This window comes from Synechococcus sp. NOUM97013, assembly GCF_014279815.1.
Taxonomy (GTDB): Bacteria; Cyanobacteriota; Cyanobacteriia; order PCC-6307; family Cyanobiaceae; genus Synechococcus_C.
Genome location: NZ_CP047941.1, coordinates 2,013,602 through 2,031,334, shown reverse-complemented (window position 1 = coordinate 2,031,334; position 17,733 = coordinate 2,013,602). Strand labels below are relative to the sequence as shown.

The window sequence follows — 17,733 nt, the reverse complement described above, 5'->3', positions numbered from 1 at the left end:
AGTGCAGCGTTGTGATGGCAAAGCCCCGAGTGCTGGTGGTGGCGGGCACCCACGGCAATGAGATCAATGGCCCCTGGTTGCTGGAGCAATGGGCCAGTCATCCAGCTCTGATCGATAGCTGCGGTTGCGAGGTGGAGACGATCACCGGCAATCCCGGTGCCCAAGCTGATGGGCGTCGGTATCGCGACCGGGATCTCAACCGTTCCTTTCGTCCGGACCTCCTCGAGTGCGCCAAAGACAACCCCGAACAAGCGGACCAGGAGATGCGCCGTGCCCTGGCGCTGCTGGAGGCGTTTGGACCCCATGGCCAGACCCCCTGTGATTGCGTCCTTGATCTGCACAGCACCACCGCTGCCATGGGCAACTGCATGGTGGTGTACGGACGGCGTCCAGCTGATTTGGCGCTGGCGGCTCTTGTTCAGGCCCGACTCGGCTTGCCCGTTTATCTCCATGAAGCGGACGCCGCCCAGCAGGGATTCCTGGTGGAACGCTGGCCCTTGGGCTTGGTGCTTGAAGTGGGCCCAGTGCCACAGAACGTTCGCCGTCACGACATCGTTGAACAGACCAGGCTTGGACTTCAGGCTTGTTTGTCGGCGCTGGCCGCAGTGATCGACGGCTCAGCCCGTTACCCCGGTCAGCTCGTTGTTCATCGTCATCTCGGCAGCATGGATTTGCCGCGGGAGCATGACGGCGGAGCATCTGCCCTTATCCATCCCCAATTTCAAAACAGCGACTGGGCCCCTTTGCGCAAGGGCGATCCGATGTTCATCACAGCCGATGGCACCACCATCAACTTTGAGGGCCCTGATGGCGCTGTACCGGTCTTTATCAACGAGGCGGCCTATGCCGAGAAAGCGATCGCCTTCAGCCTCACCCAACGAGAATGTTGGCCCTTGTCTCCAGACTGGGACAAGGGACTCAGAGCATTGCTGGGTGTGGCCTAGCGGGGTGAGCCGTTGTAGATGATGCTGTCGACGGTTCGGCCGTCCGGTGAGATCTGGATCTCGGTTTCAGTGGTGGCATCACTGCCGTCCTCTGGCCAGCCAGGGCTTCCACCCAGAAACTGAAAGGTGTAACCGCTTGGATCGTTCTGCACGAGGCAGTCACCACCGCCGGAGCTGGTCTGGAACATGCATGGCTGGGGGCGATACACGCTCAGTCCTCCGTTTTCGGTAACGGCAGTGTTGCGAGCCAGGTTGAGAGCACGCACCTGAGCAGCGGGCACTGCTGCCTGGGCCACTAGCGGTGTGACGGCCAGGGATCCTGTTCCGGCGATCACAGCCAGAGCGGTCAAGGTGGAAACGTTCATGGTCTTGAAGAAGACCTTCCTATCGGAGACATTGCTGCTGTCTCTGTCAACAAAACTGTTGTGGTCCGTAGATCGTTGATGGCCTGTCAACAGGACTCATTGGATCGGGCCGTTGTATGGAACTGCCAGGACCCTGGTGCCATCTCTCGAGATGCGCACTGTGGTCTCCAGGCTGGGCGTAGGTGGTGACTGCTGTTCCCACCCAGGCGCGCCGCCACGGAATCGGAAGGTGAAGCCCTCGTTGGAGCTCGACACCAGACAGGCGCGCGCACCTGTTTCGTACATGCAACCTGCAGCGCGATAGGAATCAAGTCCTCCATTGAGGGATTCCGCACGCATCCGGGCCAAATTCGCGGCTTGGGGTTGTGCCAAGGGCATCGAGGGCTCTGCCAGCCCATGTGGCGATGCGCCCATGGTGAGCACTAGGCCAGAGATCACGGTCAGCAGTCGCAGCATGCAAAAGGGGGAGGTCGCTTCAGCCTGGCCCTCTCTTCCTAATGGTGTGTTCAATGGAGCCCGGCAAGGCATGTCTGGATCTGACTGTTGGAGAGGGCGAGGGGCGATCTCGATCCAGGCGTGACTTATCCGCATGCCCACGTTCCCTGTTCGAGGGTGCATGGGAGATCGCTCACGGTGCCGCTTTCCCAGTAGATCCTGACGCGATCGTCTGCAGTGCCGCTGCGGAACGTGATCGATTGGATGGGGCCTGGAGGCACACGATCACCGGCGTCGTCGCCACGACTCAGAGCTCTCACCTGTCCTTCCAGCTGGTCGAGTCGTGTCTGCAGGCTGTTGATCTCAGCGTCTTTGCTTTGCGGCGACGAGGGTGGGCTTGATTTCGGCTGACAGGCTCCCAGCAAGCTGCCCGTCACCAGAACAAGAGAGGCCACCACCAGAGATCTCGTGACGGAGGCTCTGAAGAGATGCATAACCCCAGCTGTCGATATTCAACAGTCTGGGCGTTTCGCGCTATTCGGCCAGCCGTTCGCTCCAATACACAACAGCCCCCTGGGCTTCGAGCTCATGGCGGCGATGGCGCGCATGCTCGGTTGGCACGGTCTCCTCAAGCCGTTGGCCCGCGATTAACCATCGAATCAAAACCACTGGCGTCTCACGAGACACGATCCGAGAATCTTAAGTGATCCTTTAGGCGCTTCGCTTGTTTTGCTGCCCGCCGGAGCGCCGGCTCAACGGTTCTTCACATCAGCTTCATAAAGCTGTGGACACGTTCCGCAATGTTGCTTTACACTCCGGCTTGGCAGGGCTTCCTGCCCTTCCATAAACCGTCTCCTCGGAGACATTCTTTCCCGTTCTCATGACCACCACCATTCAGCAGCGCTCCGGCGCCAATGGCTGGCAGTCCTTCTGCGAGTGGGTCACCTCCACCAACAACCGCCTGTATGTGGGCTGGTTCGGTGTGCTGATGATCCCCACCCTGCTGGCTGCCACCACCTGTTTCATCGTTGCGTTCATCGCAGCACCCCCCGTCGACATCGACGGCATCCGTGAGCCCGTTGCTGGCTCCCTGATCTACGGCAACAACATCATCTCTGGTGCTGTTGTGCCCTCCTCGAACGCCATCGGCCTTCACTTCTATCCCATCTGGGAAGCTGCCTCTCTCGATGAGTGGCTGTACAACGGCGGTCCTTACCAGCTGGTTGTCTTCCACTTCCTGATCGGCATCTTCTGCTACATGGGCCGCGAGTGGGAACTCTCCTACCGCCTCGGCATGCGCCCCTGGATCTGCGTTGCTTACAGCGCACCCGTGGCTGCTGCCTCCGCCGTGTTCCTGGTGTACCCCTTCGGTCAGGGTTCTTTCTCTGACGGCATGCCCCTGGGCATCTCTGGCACCTTCAACTTCATGTTGGTGTTCCAGGCTGAGCACAACATCCTGATGCACCCCTTCCACATGATGGGCGTCGCAGGTGTGTTCGGTGGATCCCTGTTCTCCGCCATGCACGGCTCCCTGGTGACCTCCTCCCTGGTGCGTGAAACCACCGAGAGCGAGTCCCAGAACTACGGCTACAAGTTCGGCCAAGAGGAAGAGACCTACAACATCGTGGCTGCCCACGGTTACTTCGGTCGCCTGATCTTCCAATACGCCTCCTTCAACAACAGCCGCAGCCTTCACTTCTTCCTGGCTGCCTGGCCTGTCGTTGGCATCTGGTTCACTGCCCTGGGCGTCAGCACCATGGCTTTCAACCTGAACGGTTTCAACTTCAACCAGTCCATCCTTGATGGTCAGGGCCGCGTCCTGAACACCTGGGCTGATGTGCTGAACCGCGCCAACCTCGGCATGGAAGTGATGCACGAGCGCAACGCTCACAACTTCCCCCTCGACCTGGCTGCTGCTGAGTCCACTCCTGTGGCTCTGCAAGCTCCCGCCATCGGCTGAGGCTGAAGTCTCAAAAAGATTCAGCTTCGGTTGAATCGGAAAGCCCCCTCTCACGAGGGGGCTTTTTGTTGTGTGTTGGTATTGAACGACTTAACCGCGTTGAGGACGCTGCCACTGGGTGTGGCGTCGACGTGCTTCAGCAAAACCAGGCGCGACAATGGTTGTTGGAAGCTGGTCTGTCTGCATCTCAGAGAAGCTGTTGAGGTTCAGCGTTCTCTCGGAGATCGATTGATCGGCGGCTGACCAATCCAGCAGGGTGAGAGGAGGCCTTGACGACAGTTTTCACAAGGCCTGCATCGCCGTTGGAGTGGCTTCGGCTCTCTTAAGGGCGAAGGCCGCCTGGCAAGCTGTTCGTGTTGGCGGCTCCTCGAGGCAAGGCTTTTCTCTCGAGCTGCCCCGATCAAGAGATCGCCATCCTTCGACTGTCACCATGTCGCTCTTCGGACTGTGAAGCAGAGGGATCGGTGGGGGATGTGTTGCTCCTAAATCAAGGTCTTAAGGAAGTGTGCTTTCGGTGTCTGGCGCAGGTTGAAAGGTCTGATCAGAGAGGTCTTTCTCTCCAAGCTTGGATGCAGATGCGTCTTGGATCGAGAGTGAGTCGTCATTTCCCTTTGCCCCCTCCTCTGTTCGTGCAGATGTTGGCTCCACCGCAGGCGCTTCAATGACAGGTGGAGGACTCAGCAGTTGGCGCACTTCAGGACTGTTTTCGTTGGGTTTTTCTTCGGGACCAACGACATCCACCGCGGTGCGTTGAACCAACAGCCTGAAGCGAATCGGTTGGCGGCGGTTGATTTCCTCCTGCACCATCGAGACTTCTTTGAACGTGGGACGGTTGGAATCAGCCACACGCACAACCACAAGAATGACCGGTGGGTTTTGATCCCAGGCAATATCCACCCGCTCGACATCAACGGATTCTGGATCGCCGAAGGTGAGGGTTTCCCTGGTCAGGAAGCGCTTGATGGTCCCCTGCACGATGTCGCGTGTGTTGTCTTTCCTCGCTTGTCCCAGCAGGCTCACGAAGCTGCTCCCCAGAGGGATCAACAGCAGGCCTGTGAGCAGAAAGCTGGCTGCACTCAGGTGACTACGACGCAGCACATGACGGAATTGCCGATCTTTCCAGGCCATGAGCACCAAGCCCCCCGTAAGGATCCCCAGCAGGTTGGTGGTGAAGAGCAGACCTGCTCCGTAGGCCTCGCTCCAGCGCTGATGCGATAGCAGCAGACCCATCACACAGATCGGTGGCACTAGGGCGACGGCAATGGCTGTTCCAGCCATGGAGCTCACCGCGTCACTGCGCAATTTTGCGTAGGTCGCCAACCCCCCAGCCACGAGAGCGATGCCGAGGTCGAGCAGGTTGGGCGCGGTTCTCGTGAGTACTTCCGTCCCGAACTGGGGGAGACGAGCTGCCAATCCCAGGATCAATGAGAGCAGTGTGGTGGTGGACACTCCCACCAGCAGAGTTCTGAGCGATCGTCCCAACAAACGCACTTCCCCTAAGAGGATCGCGAAAGCGGCGGCCCGCAGCGGTGTGATCCAGGGGGCGACCACCATCGCCCCGATCACCACAGCAGTGCTGTTGGCAAGCAGTCCAAGCGTGGCGATCAGACTCGCCCCCACGCTCAGCACGAGAAACACCTCATTCAGCTCGGCGTCACGCATGTGACTGTGATGCAGTCGCTTGAGCTTCCTGCTGGACAAGTTGTCCGTGTCCATGGAGTGTCAGACGGTCAGTGCAATTTGGTCTGTCTGACCTGGCGACTCGTCCCTAATGCAGGGAACATTCCAAGCCGATGACCTGACTTGAACAGGCGACCCACGCTTTACGAAAGCGTTGCTCTACCAGCTGAGCTACATCGGCGTCCATAGGAAATTAACATTCGAAGTCCCGCAAAATCCTTTTGAACGACGGACCTGGTGGAGATCAGCGCTTGGATCCCGCTTTGCGCAAAAGGCTGTTGGAAGAATCGCGGACGCCCTGGAGAGGGCTGCGCCGCTTGCTCTGGCTGGCGTTGTTCGCTTCTGGTGGCTTAGGTCTCTTCGTGATGACGTTCCGCCTCTCCGCCGGGGATCAAGTCGTTATCAGTGACCTCGCCATCCAAGTCGGAGCCGTCGTCGTCTGTGGTTCCCTCCTCTGGTTTGATCGATCCAGAGACAGCTGATTTCACCGACTCAGCATCGTCAGTGGTGGTTGTGGGTTCTGATGTGGCCTCCGCGTCTGTTTCAGGCTCTTCTGTTTCAGGCCCTTTCGGTTCGGATTCGTCCTGTTTGGCGTTGTCCGGTTCAGCCGCCGCTTCAGAACTGGTGCTCAAATCATCGCTTGCGTCCAACGCGGGCTCGTCTTTTTCGGTGCTGACGGATGCTGATGTTTCGTGGGGTTCGTCTTCGGCGTCAGCGTCTTCGGCGCTGTCCAAGATCTCCGGCACGGCAGGGTCTAGTTCGGTATCGTCCGTGTCCGTCTCCTCTGTTTCAGGCTCTTCCGGTTCGGATTGTTCCTGTTTGGCGTTGTCTGGTTCAGCCGCCGCTTCAGAACTGGTGCTCGAATCGTCGCTTGCGTCCAACGCGGGCTCATCTTCTTCGGCGCTGACGGATGATGACGTTTCGGGGTCTACGGCTTCGGGCTCTTTCGCCGTATCAGCGAGTTCCGGTGCTGCTGCCTCACTGGCATCAGCCGTAGGCTCTTCGCTGTCGATAGATGTGGGGGGGGTTAATGCTGTCGCAGGGGTTTGGGGGGTTGGCCACTCGAGGGCCGACAACTGCAGAACGTTCAGCCCGAATGACATGGTGCGATCACGCAGTTCCGCCTCGCTCATCGGCTGAAGGTTCTCAAAGGCCTGGTCCGAGCGGGTGAGAAGCCAGATCGCCTGACTGAGCTGTTGCCACTGCCAGAGCATCAAGGTGAGCAGGGGCCCTGCAAGCAGAAGAGCCGTGAGTCGGCTGCCGTCGACCAGCGGTGACATCTGTGTCACCAGCAGGGCCGATCGGTCGATGCTCCAGAAGCTAAACAGCAGCAGTCCCATGCCCAGGACAAGAGCCACTTTCATGGCAAGCGTCTGAGGCAGTGCGCTGATGCGTCGTTGATCAGAACTGCGCCCAGCCAGGGGAAGACGCACCAGGAGCATGGAGCCCCAGTCCGCAGGACGTCTCCATAACAGGAGTCCTGGTCCGATGACCGCAAGTCCCCAGATCAGAAGGCGCTCGAGAGCGGGTGCTGGACCCAGTGCAGGTCCTGCAAGCAGAAGCCTGAGCAGCTCGAGCTCCAGGGGAATGACGGCGACCGCCATCAACTGGAGCCAGAGCAGTGGCTCTCGGCGCGTGATCATCAGGTGGTGAGCGTGCGACGCTGTGTGACCATCTTGAACGCTTCGATGCGATCACCGTCTTGCCAGTTGGCAAAACGATCGGTTCCCACCCCGCATTCGAAGCCTGTGGCCACCTCTTTGACGTCGTCCTTGTTGCGTCGCAGCGAGTCGAGATCGCCTGCATAAACGATCTCTTTGCCGCGATGCACGCGCACCTTGCAGTTGCGCTGCAGTTTGCCAGTGGTGACATAGCAACCCGCCACAGCGCTCTTGCCGATGGTGAACACGGCGCGGACTTCGGCTTCGCCCAGTGCTTCCTCCACCAGTTCTGGTTCGAGTAGACCTTCCATCGCCAGCTGGATGTCTTCCAGCAGCTTGTAGATCACGTCGTAATCGCGAACGTCGACACCATTGGCATCAGCGGCCTTTTTGGCCCCCGATGCCATGGACGTGTTGAAGCCAATGATCACGGCGCCTGACGCAGCGGCCAAGTCCACGTCGGTTTCAGTGATTTCTCCTGGTGCGGAAAGCAGGACACGAACTTGGACCTCGTCCTTCGGCAGTTGTTCCAGTGATCCGAGGATGGCTTCCACGGAGCCCTGAACATCAGCTTTGAGAATGAGGTTGAGCTCCTTGAGCTCTCCTTCATTGGCCTGGCCTGACATCGCGGTGAGCGACACCCTGCGAGATGCCATCTGCTGGGCCAGTCGTGTGGCACGCGCATCGGAGGCACGATCGCCCACCACGGCCCTTGCCGATTTCTCATCCGCATAGACCTCGAACTCGTCGCCGGCGGTGGGGACTTCGCTGAAACCGAGCGCCTCCACGGCACAGGACGGACCGGCATCCTTGAGGCGCAGACCTGCGTCATCCACCATGGCTCGAACCTTGCCGAGCACGGGGCCTGCAGCCACCACATCACCGGTGCGCAGGGTGCCGTTCTGAATCAACAGCGTTGCCACTGGTCCCTTGGCCTTATCGAGGTGGGCCTCGATCACGGTGCCGCGGGCCATGCGATCCGGGTTGGCCTGAAGGTCTTCCACTTCAGTGACGAGCAGAAGCATCTCCAGGAGCTTGTCGATGTTTTCGCCCTTGATGGCACTCACCGGCACCATCACCACATCGCCGCCCCACTCCTCGGCCAGCAGGTTTTGCTCCGAGAGCTCCTGCTTGACGCGGTCTGGAGAGGCACCTTCCTTATCGATCTTGTTGATCGCCACCACGATCGGCACTTCCGCCGCACGGGCGTGGCTGATGGCTTCCAAGGTCTGAGGACGGACACCGTCATCGGCAGCCACCACCAGCACGGCAACGTCCGTGACCTTGGTGCCACGGGCACGCATGGCGGTGAAGGCTTCGTGGCCTGGTGTATCCAGGAAGGTGAGCTTTCGGGCCTGGTCGTTGTGCTCGACTTCGACCTGATACGCACCGATGTGCTGGGTGATGCCACCGGCTTCGCCTGCGGCAACGCGCGCTTTTCGGATCGCGTCCAGCAGGCTGGTTTTGCCGTGGTCAACGTGGCCCATCACGGTGACCACGGGTGGGCGACGGATCAGGTGCTCGCGATCGGCTTCCTCGATCATCTCGACGGTCTTCTTGGCCGCCTCCTCCACGTCGTCCTGCAGAACAGGCACACCGAATTCTTCGGCCACGGTCTCGATCGTGGGCATGTCCAGGGTCTGGGTGACCGTGGCAATGATCCCTTTGAAGAAGAGGGATTTGATGATCTCTGAGCTCTCCACGCTGAGCATGTCGGCCAGCTCCTGCACCGTGAGGTTGTCCTCCGGCACAACGATCATTTCCGGCCGCACCTGCTTGGCTTCGCGTGCAGCTCGCAATTCCATGGCCCGGCGGCGTTGCCGTTGACGTGCCGTTTCCTTGCGACGCTTGCGCATCGCTGCCACCGGTTTCGGTGTGGTTCTCTGCTGCGACTTGGGCTTGGCAGGACGAGCCAAGCTAGCCGACAGCACCATGTTTTCCTGTTCGCCAGCGAAACCACCGGTTTGCGCTGCAAGTGAATCATCGTTCTCGCCGATGATGTGAACCTTCTGGCGCTGCTTCTGAGGCGAGCGGTTGCGGAGCGCTTCCAGCTTGGCGCTGTCATCCCAGTCGGGCCGACCGGGACGGCGCTGGCCGCCAGGACCTGCACCTGGACGGAATCCAGGCCGTCGCGGCGCGGTGGCCGGAGACGGAGGGTTGGGCCGAGAAACAGGGGGTGTGGCCTTGGGGCCATCACCACGGGGGCTGACGGGAGTTCCATCAGGACGACGCGGTGGAGGAACCGCAGGACGGCCTGTGGGCTTCTGCAGCTGCATGAGCTCACCCGGCGCAACCGGTTTGCGCATGCCTGGTGGCATGGCTGAGCGATTGACGCCAGCGCCGCCGCGCTGTCCAGCGCCTGGCCGGCCTGCATCGCCACGGTTGCCGCTGCCATCACGGCGGATGGGTTTCCCGACCAGCTCAAGGGTGCTGCCGGGTCGTCCGGCTCCGGGGCGTCCCGCCGGAGAGCCGGGACGTGAGGGTGCTCCGGGTCTCTGAGCACCGGCAGGCCGCTGAGGGGCTCCCGGGCGCTGCCCACCTGCTGGGACAGGACGGGGTGCGCCAGGGCGCGCAGGAGCACCCGGACGTGCAGGTGCGCCTTGGCGTTTCGGCTGAGGGCGTCCCACCAATTCCGGTTTGGCCGGCCGTTGCGGAGGCGGCGCCGTTCTGTTGATCGGTGACTTGGGCTGGGGCCGTGTCGGCGGTGGTGCTGAAGGACGTGCACCGTCAGCGGGTGCGCGGCGGATTGGAGCTGTGCTGCGTGGTTTTGCTGCCGGTGCGGGTGCTGAGGGGCGTGCCGGCGGAGCCGTCGGTCGACTGGCGGTCCGGTTGGGTGTCGGTGCAGCGGTTGGTCGTGGGGTGGGTTGCTGTGGAGCAGCAGTACGGCGCTCAACCGGCTTTTGTGCCGGCTGCTGACGAACAATCGTCTGCTGGCGAGCCACCGGCTTCTGCGGGGCTGTCTTCGGGGGAGCTGCGGCCTGTGGGGCAGCTGGCTTGGCAGGCGCCGGGGGACGTGCCGGAGGCTTCTGAGCCGTGGCCCGGTTGGGAGCGGCTGGCGCTGCGACGGGTTTGTCAGCAACGGGCCGTGGCTGTGTTGGCTTCGCCGGAGCTGCTGCAGGGGTGTCGGCCGCTTTCTTCACCGACAGGATGGCTTTGCCAGGAGCAGGTTTGGCCGGCGCTGGAGCCGCTTTGGATCCACCGCCACTCTTGAGCAGGGAGCGGATCTTGCCTGCCTCGGATTCGCTGATCGAGCTGCTGTGGCTCTTTGCCGCAATGGACAGCTTCTCAGCGGCATCCAGCACGTCTTTGTTGTCCAGGCCCAGGTCCTTGGACAGCTCATAGATTCTGACTTTGCCGCTGCTGGTCATTCAGGTCTCCGGTCGGTCCGCGCACGAGGTGCTCGGGGCGCCACACATGGTGGTGCCAGTGTTCATCTTGCCTCAGCGTCTGATCCCGTGTCGGGTTTCAGTCGCTCTCTCAGCACCTCAAGCACGCTGTCAGGCACCTGGCATCGCAGGGCTTTCTGCAGGCGTTTGCGGCGCTGTGCTTCCTCAAGACAGCTCTCCTGTGGACAGAGGTAGGCCGAACGACCCATGCCCTGATCCAGGAGAACCCCGTCCCGATGGTCTCGGATGACCCGCCAGAGCAGGCTGCGATCCAGCAGCTCGCGGCAGGCGACACAACGACGCAGGACGGGGCGAGCGTCGTTCACCGGGCTCCTTCCTCGGTTGTGTCTTCTTCCGTCATCTCTTCGTTAACTGTGTCATCACCAGATGCGCCGTCAGCATCGGTTTCGAGAGCGGTCTCGGCTGTTGCCTCCGCCTGAGCCTGCTCGTCGTAGGCATCGGCTTCGTCAATCGCGGTCTGCTCCTCGGCTCCGTAGTCCTCTTCATCTTCCGGGAGCGGATACAACTCGCGGAGACGCGCATCCTCTTCGGCGCGTGCAGCCTGTTCAGCAGCCAGACGTTCCTCGGCTTCGCGTTGGAGTGCTTCTTCCTGTTCGCGCTGGGCAATCAATTCCGAGACCACCGCATCTTCCGAGGCCTGGTCGTATTCGGTGGAGTTCTTGATGTCGATCTTCCAGCCGGTCAGACGGGCTGCCAAACGAACATTCTGACCTTCACGACCGATGGCCAGACTCAGCTGATCCGGTGGAACCAGCACGTGGGCATGCTGACCGACGGGATCGACAAGCCTCACCACGTCGACGCGCGCCGGACTGAGGGAGTTGGCGATGTATTGCGCTGGGTCCTGTGACCAGCGGATCACGTCGATTTTTTCGCCGCGCAGTTCGTTCACAACCTGCTGGATGCGTGAACCACGCGCACCGATGCAGGCGCCCACGGGGTCGACCTCGCGTTCAATGCTGTCGACAGCGACCTTGGTGCGAGGACCCACCGAGCGCGAGGGAGGATTGGCTTCACTCGCCACCGCCACGATGCGGACGGATCCCTCCTGAATTTCGGGGACTTCGTTTTCGAAGAGATACACCACCAAGCCGGCATTGGCCCGACTCACAAACAGCTGGGGGCCACGCCGTGGAACCTCGCTGACCTCTTTGAGGAACACCTTGAATGTCGCGTTGGCGCGGTAGTTGTCGTTGGGGAGCTGGTCGCGACGCGGCAGTTCAGCTTCCACTTCGGGACGTCCGAGTCCTGAACTCACAGCCATGATCACGGACTGGCGTTCGAAGCGGATCACCCGCGCCGTCAGAACGGGATCTTCCAGATCGGCGAATTCTTCCTGGATCATTCGCCGCTGCTGATCCCGCAGCTTCTGGGCCAGCACCTGCTTGGTGGTGGCCGCTGCCATCCGACCGAAATCCTCTTTTTCCGGGGTGACGTCGAGAACAACGGTGTCACCGGCCTGGGCATCCTCCGCCACCTGCATCACCTCAGCCAGCGCAATCTGGTGGTCCTCGCTTTCCACCTCTTCAACAATGATCTTGCTGGCCAGCACCCGGTAACCCTCTTCGTCCAGGTCGAGGGCAACATCGAAGTTGCTGAAATACTCCTCATCAAACGGGTCTTCGCCGATTCCCAGGTAGAGCGTTCGGCGGTAACGCTCATATCCCTTGAGCAGGGCTTCCCTCAGAGCAGCTTCCACAACCTGAGGAGGGAGTTTTTTCTCCTCGCTGATGTCATCGATCAGGTTGGTGAGGCCAGGAAGAAGAACGAGTGCCATGGCGAGCGCGAGAGGAGGGGAAGAGGTGGAGTATCTGAGCGGTGATTGCGATCAGTTCAGCCGGTGGGGCTGGTGAGTTCGACGCTGATCACTGAATCCCGTGGGATGCGTTTAACCCGGCCGCGCATATTGATCTGAACATGATCTGCGGTGCGCTCCAGCAGTGTCCCTGACTGACGTTGCTCGTGACCGTCGCCGTCTGTGTAGACAACGTCCACTGGGTAGCTCCGAAAGGTCTGAAAGTCCCTGTCCGACTGGAGACGGTCTCCGATGCCGGGACTGCTGATTTCCAGAACATACGCCTCCGTGAGCAGGGAGGACCCTTCAATGGCTTCACCCATCGGGGCGCTGAAGCCTGCGCAGTCGTCCAGGGAGACATCGGCACCATTGCTGCGGCGGATCTGGATCTGCAGCGTCATCGGCTGAAGGTGGGTGAGCACCTGGACGCTGACCATCTCAAATCCATGGCGCTCGGCTGTGGCCGATGCCAGGGACGTCAGATCCGGCAGAAGAGGATGAGGCAAGGAAGATTCGAGGGTGGTCTCGGGCTTCGGCCCGATGGTTGATGCAGTGATCACCCTCCCGAAGAGAGGAACTCAACGGGCCTCAAATCAATGTACGGGATGACGGAACCCACGCCGATCCGCCATCAAGGTGTGATGGCAGTTGCCCTGGAAAGGTTCAGGCTCCAGCTGCGGTTTCAAGCTTTTCCAGGAGGACATCCACGGGGATTTGACTTGAAAAGCGGCAGGCACAGGTTTCGCTGGCATCCAGGCTGCCGTGCTCCCAGTATTTGTTGCTGCCAGTTCCTCCTCCGCAGAAGCCGTAGTAGTCACACTCCTGTTTGCATCGCTCCATCCCGGAATTCATATCCTTGAGCAATGTCTGGAAGACGTCGCTTTTCGTCGCTTCGATCAGCGAGAGATCGCGGATGTTACCCAAATTGAACAATCCGTATCGCTCTGTTTCGACGGAGAGAAGTTCTGGGTCAAAGGTGGAGAAGTTGCCCTTGGCGTCCACGCTCAGAATGGAATAAGGCCGATTCATCTCGTTCTGGCGCAAACGCTGACCGCCTGCGATCATCCCCATCACCTGTTCAAATTCACGCACCTTGACGGGAAATCCATCCCTTTGATTGCAGGCCCAGAATTTTTCGAGGAAGGCTTTGTAACGCAGTTCTTTCTCCTCGCCTTGCATGGAGGAACTGAGATTGACCCCTTCCTGCTCTTCCACATTGAAACCGACGTGCAGGATGCCCTCATCCCGGAAGAAGGCATACATCCGCTCCGGTTGTTCCAAGGCGTCGGCCGTCAGAACCGAGATGGCATGAACCGGAATGCCCCGGTCGCGCAACTTGCGGATGCCACGCATGGTCATGGCATGGGACCCCTTGCCGTTGCGGAAGCGGCGATGGCTGTCGTGGATGTCCTCCGGACCGTCCACGCTGACGCCCACAACAATGTCGTTGCGTTCGAAACAGTCACACCAATCATCATTGATCAATGTGGCATTGGTTTGAACATGCTGTTCAATCACAACGCCCTGATCTTGGAGCTCCGACGTTTGTTGGCGAAGCAGTGATGTCGCGCGGTCGTAAAAGTCGGTGGGCAGGGTCAGCGGTTCACCGGCGTGCCAGAGGATTGACAGGTGTGGACCCCAGAACGGACTTTCATAAATCCGATTGAGCAGCAGAGGGAGCTGCTGCTCAAGGTCGAAGATGTTCCTGCGCTGGCGATCCGGCAGGTAGCAGTAGCTGCAGTCGAGATTGCAGAGCGACGTCGACTGGATCACCAGCAGCCCGATCGGGCCGTAATCGGAATGGTTCACCAATTGGCAAACCCGCCGCGGTATCCGTTGGCGAAGCCGCCGCCGCCGTTGCGGAAGCCGCCGCCGTTGGCAAAACGACGTCCACCGTTGCCCCAGGCGCGACCATTGCCGTTGCCCCAGGCCCGGGCAATGGTCTCGTCGCCAGCAATGCCGTGTTGCTCCAGAACGGCCCAGGCCTCGGGGCTCATGCGCTCGATGCGCTGTTCGAGCGTGTTGCCGAGATCAGGCGCGCTGTGTACGGCGGCCTGCGCGGATTCGCAGAGGGCAGCACTCGTGGCCAGAACGGCGGCGAGGCTGAGAAGACTGGTCTTGTTCATGGTTGAAGATGCGGAAATCTGACGAAGACGAAATCAGGACTGCTTGGAGAATTCAGCCGCTGTGGACAGCACGATCGTGAAGAAACTGCCGATCTGGTCATCGGTCAGTCCAACGGTGCTTCCCTTGCCGACCCATTGGTTGATGGCTGAGCGCACTTCGGTGTTGTCGTTGATGTAGGAAGAGAGCAGGCGACCGATGGCCAGGTTGCTGATGTTCAACAGCTTCGGCGTGGTGTCGGCCACCACACAGGCGATGCTCGAACGGGCGTAAGGCAAGGTCGGCACTAGAGCTGAATCCGGCGCGGTTGCAGACTGGTTGGCTCTCAGCCAGAGGGTGTTTCCGCCCAGAAACTCAATGCTGCCATCCTTCATGGCGGCCAGAGCTTCGCCTGGGCTGTCGAAGAACTTGAAGGTTGCATCGTCCACCGATGACGCCAGCACTGAGGAGGCAGTGGTGTCCTTCACCACACCCACCGTCTTGCCGTTCAGGCTTTCGGGAGTGCCGTCGTTCCCGGCTGGTGCAAGCACTCTGACGCCACCCATCGCGAACGGAAGGGTGTAGTTGAGGGTGCGCTGACGCTGCCAACTGAAGTCAACACCGCAGGCGATGTCAGCATCGCCGGAACGAATTTTGTCGAGCCCTTCTTTGGGTGAGCTCACGGCCACGGGTTCGATGGCGACGTCCTTGTCCTTTTTCAAAGGCGACACATTGATCTGGTCCCGAATCGCATCCAGAACCACGAAGGACAATCCGTCGTAGCTGTCGCCATTTTTTTCGACCATCGGCAGAGCATTGCCGATCACCACAGCACGCAATTTGCCGGTGTCGTAGACGCTGGATGACGTGGCGGCAGGGGTTGGGCTCGAGGCTTCTTTCTGGCAGGCAACCAGGGCAATTGAAGACAGAGCGATCAGGCCTGTTGCGGCCGTCTTGATCAGGCGCATGGTGAGAACACCGTCAGATCGGGTTTCGCTACGTCTAGACACGCCACTGGAAAGCGGCCACGCGCGTCAGGACAAAACCTGCCCAATCCGGATCAGGGTCAGGGCGTGCTGTTGCCGATCTGAATGGCGTCGATTTCCTCAAAGCCGTCTCCAGGACGACAGTCTCCACGCAGTTCGGGGTTCTGGTTGATGCATTGGCTGCGCTGCCCATCGCTCTTGAGGTATTGACACACCCGGGCCCAGAGTTTGCTTCGGCTGCCGGGGGTGCCGCGGCTGAAGATCACCTGATCGGATGGGCCCCCTTGTCCCTGGATCTCCACGTCACAGAGAGGGCAACGCTCGTGTTGATCAGTGGCAAGGCTCATCGACGCAGGGAGATGGTGCGCGGACGTTAGTGCGTGAATCCCAGCCCATGCGCCTCATCACAGTTGGGGTGCAACCGAACGGTGGTGCTGACGAGGTGATGTTCTGTGCCACTTATCACCGAAGGGCAGCCCTAGCGTGAGTTGAGAGCATGCGCCTGCACCTGTGACTCAAGGTCCGACGTTCCCTTCGTTGATTGTTCGCTGGTTAGCAGCGTGGTCAGCGATCGTGCTGACCGTGGTGTCCCCTGTGGAGGCGGCGTCCGCAACAGCCCCCGGACCTCACAGTTTTGTGGCCGATGCCGTCCGCAATGTGGCTCCCGCGGTCGTTCGCATCGACACCGAACGCGTCGTGGAGCGACAACCCTTTGATCCCAATCTGATCGATCCTCTGTTACGAGACTTGCTTGGGGAGCCGGGCTATGGCCCCGAGCGTCAACGGGGACAAGGGTCAGGCGTGATCATCGACCGAGATGGCCTTGTGCTCACCAACGCTCATGTGGTGGAGCAAGTGGAGAATGTCGGCGTCACTCTTGCCGATGGCGAGCAGCGCGATGGGGTGGTGGTCGGCCGTGACCCAATCACGGATCTGGCGCTGGTCCGTCTCAAGGGCGAGGCTCCCCCCAAGCCGGCCCGTCTGGGTGATTCCGATGCCTTGGATGTGGGTGACTGGGCCATTGCTCTGGGCACTCCTTATGGCCTCGAGCGAACCGTCACGCTGGGCATTGTCAGCAGCCTGCATCGCAACATCAGCAGTTTGGGTTTCAACGACAAACGACTGGATCTCATCCAGACGGATGCGGCCATCAATCCCGGCAATTCCGGCGGCCCCTTGGTCAATGCCGAAGGTCGTGTGATCGGGATCAACACTCTTGTGCGTTCTGGCCCCGGCGCCGGACTTGGCTTTGCAATCCCCATCAACCTCGCGAGGCGCGTGGCCGATCAGCTGCAGCTGGCCGGTGAAGTGGTGCACCCTTACCTTGGCTTGCAGCTGGTGCCCCTCACGGCACGAATCGCCAGAGAGCACAACAGCGACCCCAATGCGTTGGTGGAACTGCCGGAGCGTTCCGGTGCGTTGGTCCAGTCGGTTCTGCCTGACAGTCCTGCCCAGCGCGCCGGGCTGCGTCGGGGTGACTTAGTAGTGAAGGCTGGCGAAGTGACGGTTTCCGACCCCCAGACGCTCCTCCAGCAGGTGGATCAGGCCGAGCTCCATCAGCCGTTGCCGCTCCAGATCATTCGTGGCCAGAAAGATCTGCAGCTTTCAGTGGAGCCTGAGCCGCTGCCTGGGTTCAGCTGAAACCCTTGCTACGGTCGCGCCGGATTAATCCTGCGTGATGTCAGATCTTCAGAACCAGATGAAGCAGGCCGTCGCTGAGGCGGCGGTCGAACAGTTCCGGGACGGCATGATTGTCGGTCTGGGGTCCGGTTCGACGGCTGCTCTGATGATTCAGGGCCTGGGTCAACGACTGGCTTCAGGGAAGCTCAAGGACATTGTTGGGGTGACCACGTCCTTTCAAGGTGAGGTGCTGGCTGCAGAGCTGGGGATTCCCCTGTTGAGCCTCAATGCAGTTGACCGGATCGATCTGGCCATTGACGGTGCGGATGAAGTCGATCCCGCTTTTCAGCTGATCAAGGGTGGCGGTGCCTGTCATGTGCAGGAAAAGCTGGTGGCGGCCCGCGCCGATCGTTTCATCGTCGTGGTGGATTCCACCAAGTTGGTGGACCGTCTCAACCTCGGTTTCCTGCTGCCGGTTGAGGTGTTGCCAGGAGCCTGGCGTCAGGTTCAGCAGCAGTTGACCGGCATGGATGGTGCAGCTGAGCTGCGCATGGCGCAACGCAAGGCGGGCCCTGTGGTGACGGACCAGGGCAATCTCGTGCTGGATGTGCGCTTCAACGGTGGCATCGCTGATCCTGTGGCGTTGGAACGGGAGATCAACAACATTCCCGGGGTGCTTGAGAACGGCCTATTCGTCAACCTCGCCGATGAGGTGCTGGTCGGTGAAGTCAGCGATGGTGTCGCCGGTGTCCGCAGCCTCGAGAAGGCTGGTTGAGC

General features: G+C 60.5%; 18 protein-coding genes, 1 tRNA gene and 1 pseudogene. 5 read left to right on the top strand and 15 right to left on the bottom strand.

The genetic code is table 11. From position 1 onward, the window contains the following. The first annotated feature begins 14 nt into the window (after positions 1-14). Positions 15-944 carry an aspartoacylase gene (locus SynNOUM97013_RS11095; protein WP_186479842.1) on the top strand — a complete coding sequence of 310 codons (930 nt, stop codon included), beginning with the start codon at positions 15-17 and terminating at the stop codon, positions 942-944. Here the strand turns inward: SynNOUM97013_RS11095 and SynNOUM97013_RS11090 are convergent. The 4 genes from SynNOUM97013_RS11090 to SynNOUM97013_RS11075 form a co-directional block, all read right to left on the bottom strand. Then, entirely contained in the window at positions 941-1,309 is a 369-nt protein-coding gene (locus tag SynNOUM97013_RS11090) for a hypothetical protein (RefSeq protein ID WP_186479841.1), read from the bottom strand. The two genes, SynNOUM97013_RS11095 and SynNOUM97013_RS11090, sit on opposite strands and share 4 nt — an antisense overlap. A 96-nt stretch (positions 1,310-1,405) precedes the next feature. Then, positions 1,406-1,765 carry a hypothetical protein gene (locus tag SynNOUM97013_RS11085; RefSeq protein ID WP_255442759.1) on the bottom strand — a complete coding sequence of 120 codons (360 nt, stop codon included), beginning with the start codon at positions 1,763-1,765 and terminating at the stop codon, positions 1,406-1,408. A 125-nt stretch (positions 1,766-1,890) separates the two neighbouring features. Beyond that, entirely contained in the window at positions 1,891-2,238 is a 348-nt protein-coding gene (locus SynNOUM97013_RS11080; protein WP_186479840.1) for a hypothetical protein, read from the bottom strand. Between the two features lie 40 nt (positions 2,239-2,278). Beyond that, positions 2,279-2,431 (bottom strand): hypothetical protein, encoded by a 153-nt coding sequence (locus SynNOUM97013_RS11075; RefSeq protein ID WP_186481671.1) that lies wholly within the window; start codon positions 2,429-2,431, stop codon positions 2,279-2,281. 193 nt (positions 2,432-2,624) lie between these two features. On the opposite strand from SynNOUM97013_RS11075, the gene psbA reads away from it, so the two are divergent. Then, on the top strand, positions 2,625-3,704 hold the full coding sequence (gene psbA, locus SynNOUM97013_RS11070) for a photosystem II q(b) protein (protein ID WP_006040880.1): 1,080 nt from the start codon (positions 2,625-2,627) through the stop codon (positions 3,702-3,704). Between the two features lie 495 nt (positions 3,705-4,199). Here the strand turns inward: psbA and SynNOUM97013_RS11065 are convergent, their stop codons facing one another. Continuing rightward, positions 4,200-5,420 (bottom strand): DUF389 domain-containing protein, encoded by a 1,221-nt coding sequence (locus SynNOUM97013_RS11065; RefSeq protein ID WP_186479839.1) that lies wholly within the window; start codon positions 5,418-5,420, stop codon positions 4,200-4,202. Positions 5,421-5,492: 72 nt separating this feature from the next. Continuing rightward, positions 5,493-5,565: transfer RNA gene (locus SynNOUM97013_RS11060), tRNA-Thr, on the bottom strand. Between the two features lie 40 nt (positions 5,566-5,605). Here SynNOUM97013_RS11060 and SynNOUM97013_RS11055 point away from each other — a divergent pair. Continuing rightward, positions 5,606-5,791, top strand: a pseudogene (locus tag SynNOUM97013_RS11055) (DUF3493 domain-containing protein); the annotation flags it as partial. Here the strand turns inward: SynNOUM97013_RS11055 and SynNOUM97013_RS13870 are convergent. The 9 genes from SynNOUM97013_RS13870 to SynNOUM97013_RS11010 all read right to left on the bottom strand — a co-directional run bounded on the left by SynNOUM97013_RS13870 (position 5,735) and on the right by SynNOUM97013_RS11010 (position 15,683). Next, entirely contained in the window at positions 5,735-7,027 is a 1,293-nt protein-coding gene (locus SynNOUM97013_RS13870; protein ID WP_370586423.1) for a low-complexity tail membrane protein, read from the bottom strand. The pseudogene SynNOUM97013_RS11055 and the gene SynNOUM97013_RS13870 overlap by 57 nt on opposite strands. Then, positions 7,027-10,413: a translation initiation factor IF-2 gene (gene infB / locus SynNOUM97013_RS11045; protein WP_186479838.1), complete on the bottom strand. Its 3,387-nt coding sequence runs from the start codon at positions 10,411-10,413 to the stop codon at positions 7,027-7,029. Before infB ends, SynNOUM97013_RS13870 begins: the two co-directional genes overlap by 1 nt. Before the next feature lie 62 nt (positions 10,414-10,475). Then, the gene (locus SynNOUM97013_RS11040) at positions 10,476-10,757 is read right to left on the bottom strand and encodes a YlxR family protein (RefSeq protein WP_186479837.1); all 282 of its coding nucleotides are present in this window, start codon (positions 10,755-10,757) and stop codon (positions 10,476-10,478) included. After that, the gene (nusA, locus tag SynNOUM97013_RS11035; RefSeq protein WP_186479836.1) at positions 10,754-12,229 is read right to left on the bottom strand and encodes a transcription termination factor NusA; all 1,476 of its coding nucleotides are present in this window, start codon (positions 12,227-12,229) and stop codon (positions 10,754-10,756) included. Before nusA ends, SynNOUM97013_RS11040 begins: the two co-directional genes overlap by 4 nt. Before the next feature lie 56 nt (positions 12,230-12,285). After that, positions 12,286-12,753, bottom strand: a complete 468-nt coding sequence (rimP, locus tag SynNOUM97013_RS11030; protein ID WP_186479835.1) for a ribosome maturation factor RimP — start codon at positions 12,751-12,753, stop codon at positions 12,286-12,288. Between the two features lie 157 nt (positions 12,754-12,910). Further along, the gene (gene grrM, locus SynNOUM97013_RS11025; protein WP_186479834.1) at positions 12,911-14,056 is read right to left on the bottom strand and encodes a cyclophane-forming radical SAM/SPASM peptide maturase GrrM/OscB; all 1,146 of its coding nucleotides are present in this window, start codon (positions 14,054-14,056) and stop codon (positions 12,911-12,913) included. Then, on the bottom strand, positions 14,053-14,373 hold the full coding sequence (gene grrA / locus SynNOUM97013_RS11020) for a GrrA/OscA1 family cyclophane-containing rSAM-modified RiPP (protein WP_186479833.1): 321 nt from the start codon (positions 14,371-14,373) through the stop codon (positions 14,053-14,055). The genes grrM and grrA overlap by 4 nt, the downstream gene beginning before the upstream one ends. Before the next feature lie 33 nt (positions 14,374-14,406). Next, entirely contained in the window at positions 14,407-15,318 is a 912-nt protein-coding gene (grrP, locus tag SynNOUM97013_RS11015) for an extracellular substrate binding-like orphan protein GrrP (RefSeq protein ID WP_186479832.1), read from the bottom strand. Between the two features lie 98 nt (positions 15,319-15,416). Continuing rightward, positions 15,417-15,683: a hypothetical protein gene (locus SynNOUM97013_RS11010; protein WP_186479831.1), complete on the bottom strand. Its 267-nt coding sequence runs from the start codon at positions 15,681-15,683 to the stop codon at positions 15,417-15,419. A 223-nt stretch (positions 15,684-15,906) separates the two neighbouring features. On the opposite strand from SynNOUM97013_RS11010, the gene SynNOUM97013_RS11005 reads away from it, so the two are divergent. Together SynNOUM97013_RS11005 and rpiA are read left to right on the top strand one after the other, a co-directional pair. Continuing rightward, positions 15,907-16,977 (top strand): trypsin-like peptidase domain-containing protein, encoded by a 1,071-nt coding sequence (locus tag SynNOUM97013_RS11005; RefSeq protein WP_255443102.1) that lies wholly within the window; start codon positions 15,907-15,909, stop codon positions 16,975-16,977. A 37-nt stretch (positions 16,978-17,014) separates the two neighbouring features. Then, the gene (gene rpiA / locus SynNOUM97013_RS11000; RefSeq protein ID WP_186479830.1) at positions 17,015-17,731 is read left to right on the top strand and encodes a ribose-5-phosphate isomerase RpiA; all 717 of its coding nucleotides are present in this window, start codon (positions 17,015-17,017) and stop codon (positions 17,729-17,731) included. The last annotated feature ends 2 nt before the right edge of the window (positions 17,732-17,733 follow it).

What these genes read in the sequence shown, in the direction of transcription:
- rpiA (WP_186479830.1), top strand. Translation starts at nt 17,015, where the DNA reads ATGTCAGATCTTCAGAACCAGATGAAGCAGGCCGTCGCTGAGGCGGCG.
- SynNOUM97013_RS11095 (WP_186479842.1), top strand. Translation starts at nt 15, where the DNA reads ATGGCAAAGCCCCGAGTGCTGGTGGTGGCGGGCACCCACGGCAATGAG.
- SynNOUM97013_RS13870 (WP_370586423.1), bottom strand. Translation starts at nt 7,027, where the DNA reads ATGATCACGCGCCGAGAGCCACTGCTCTGGCTCCAGTTGATGGCGGTC.
- infB (WP_186479838.1), bottom strand. Translation starts at nt 10,413, where the DNA reads ATGACCAGCAGCGGCAAAGTCAGAATCTATGAGCTGTCCAAGGACCTG.
- SynNOUM97013_RS11080 (WP_186479840.1), bottom strand. Translation starts at nt 2,238, where the DNA reads ATGCATCTCTTCAGAGCCTCCGTCACGAGATCTCTGGTGGTGGCCTCT.
- SynNOUM97013_RS11085 (WP_255442759.1), bottom strand. Translation starts at nt 1,765, where the DNA reads ATGCTGCGACTGCTGACCGTGATCTCTGGCCTAGTGCTCACCATGGGC.
- nusA (WP_186479836.1), bottom strand. Translation starts at nt 12,229, where the DNA reads ATGGCACTCGTTCTTCTTCCTGGCCTCACCAACCTGATCGATGACATC.
- psbA (WP_006040880.1), top strand. Translation starts at nt 2,625, where the DNA reads ATGACCACCACCATTCAGCAGCGCTCCGGCGCCAATGGCTGGCAGTCC.
- SynNOUM97013_RS11090 (WP_186479841.1), bottom strand. Translation starts at nt 1,309, where the DNA reads ATGAACGTTTCCACCTTGACCGCTCTGGCTGTGATCGCCGGAACAGGA.
- grrP (WP_186479832.1), bottom strand. Translation starts at nt 15,318, where the DNA reads ATGCGCCTGATCAAGACGGCCGCAACAGGCCTGATCGCTCTGTCTTCA.
- SynNOUM97013_RS11010 (WP_186479831.1), bottom strand. Translation starts at nt 15,683, where the DNA reads ATGAGCCTTGCCACTGATCAACACGAGCGTTGCCCTCTCTGTGACGTG.
- grrA (WP_186479833.1), bottom strand. Translation starts at nt 14,373, where the DNA reads ATGAACAAGACCAGTCTTCTCAGCCTCGCCGCCGTTCTGGCCACGAGT.
- SynNOUM97013_RS11065 (WP_186479839.1), bottom strand. Translation starts at nt 5,420, where the DNA reads ATGGACACGGACAACTTGTCCAGCAGGAAGCTCAAGCGACTGCATCAC.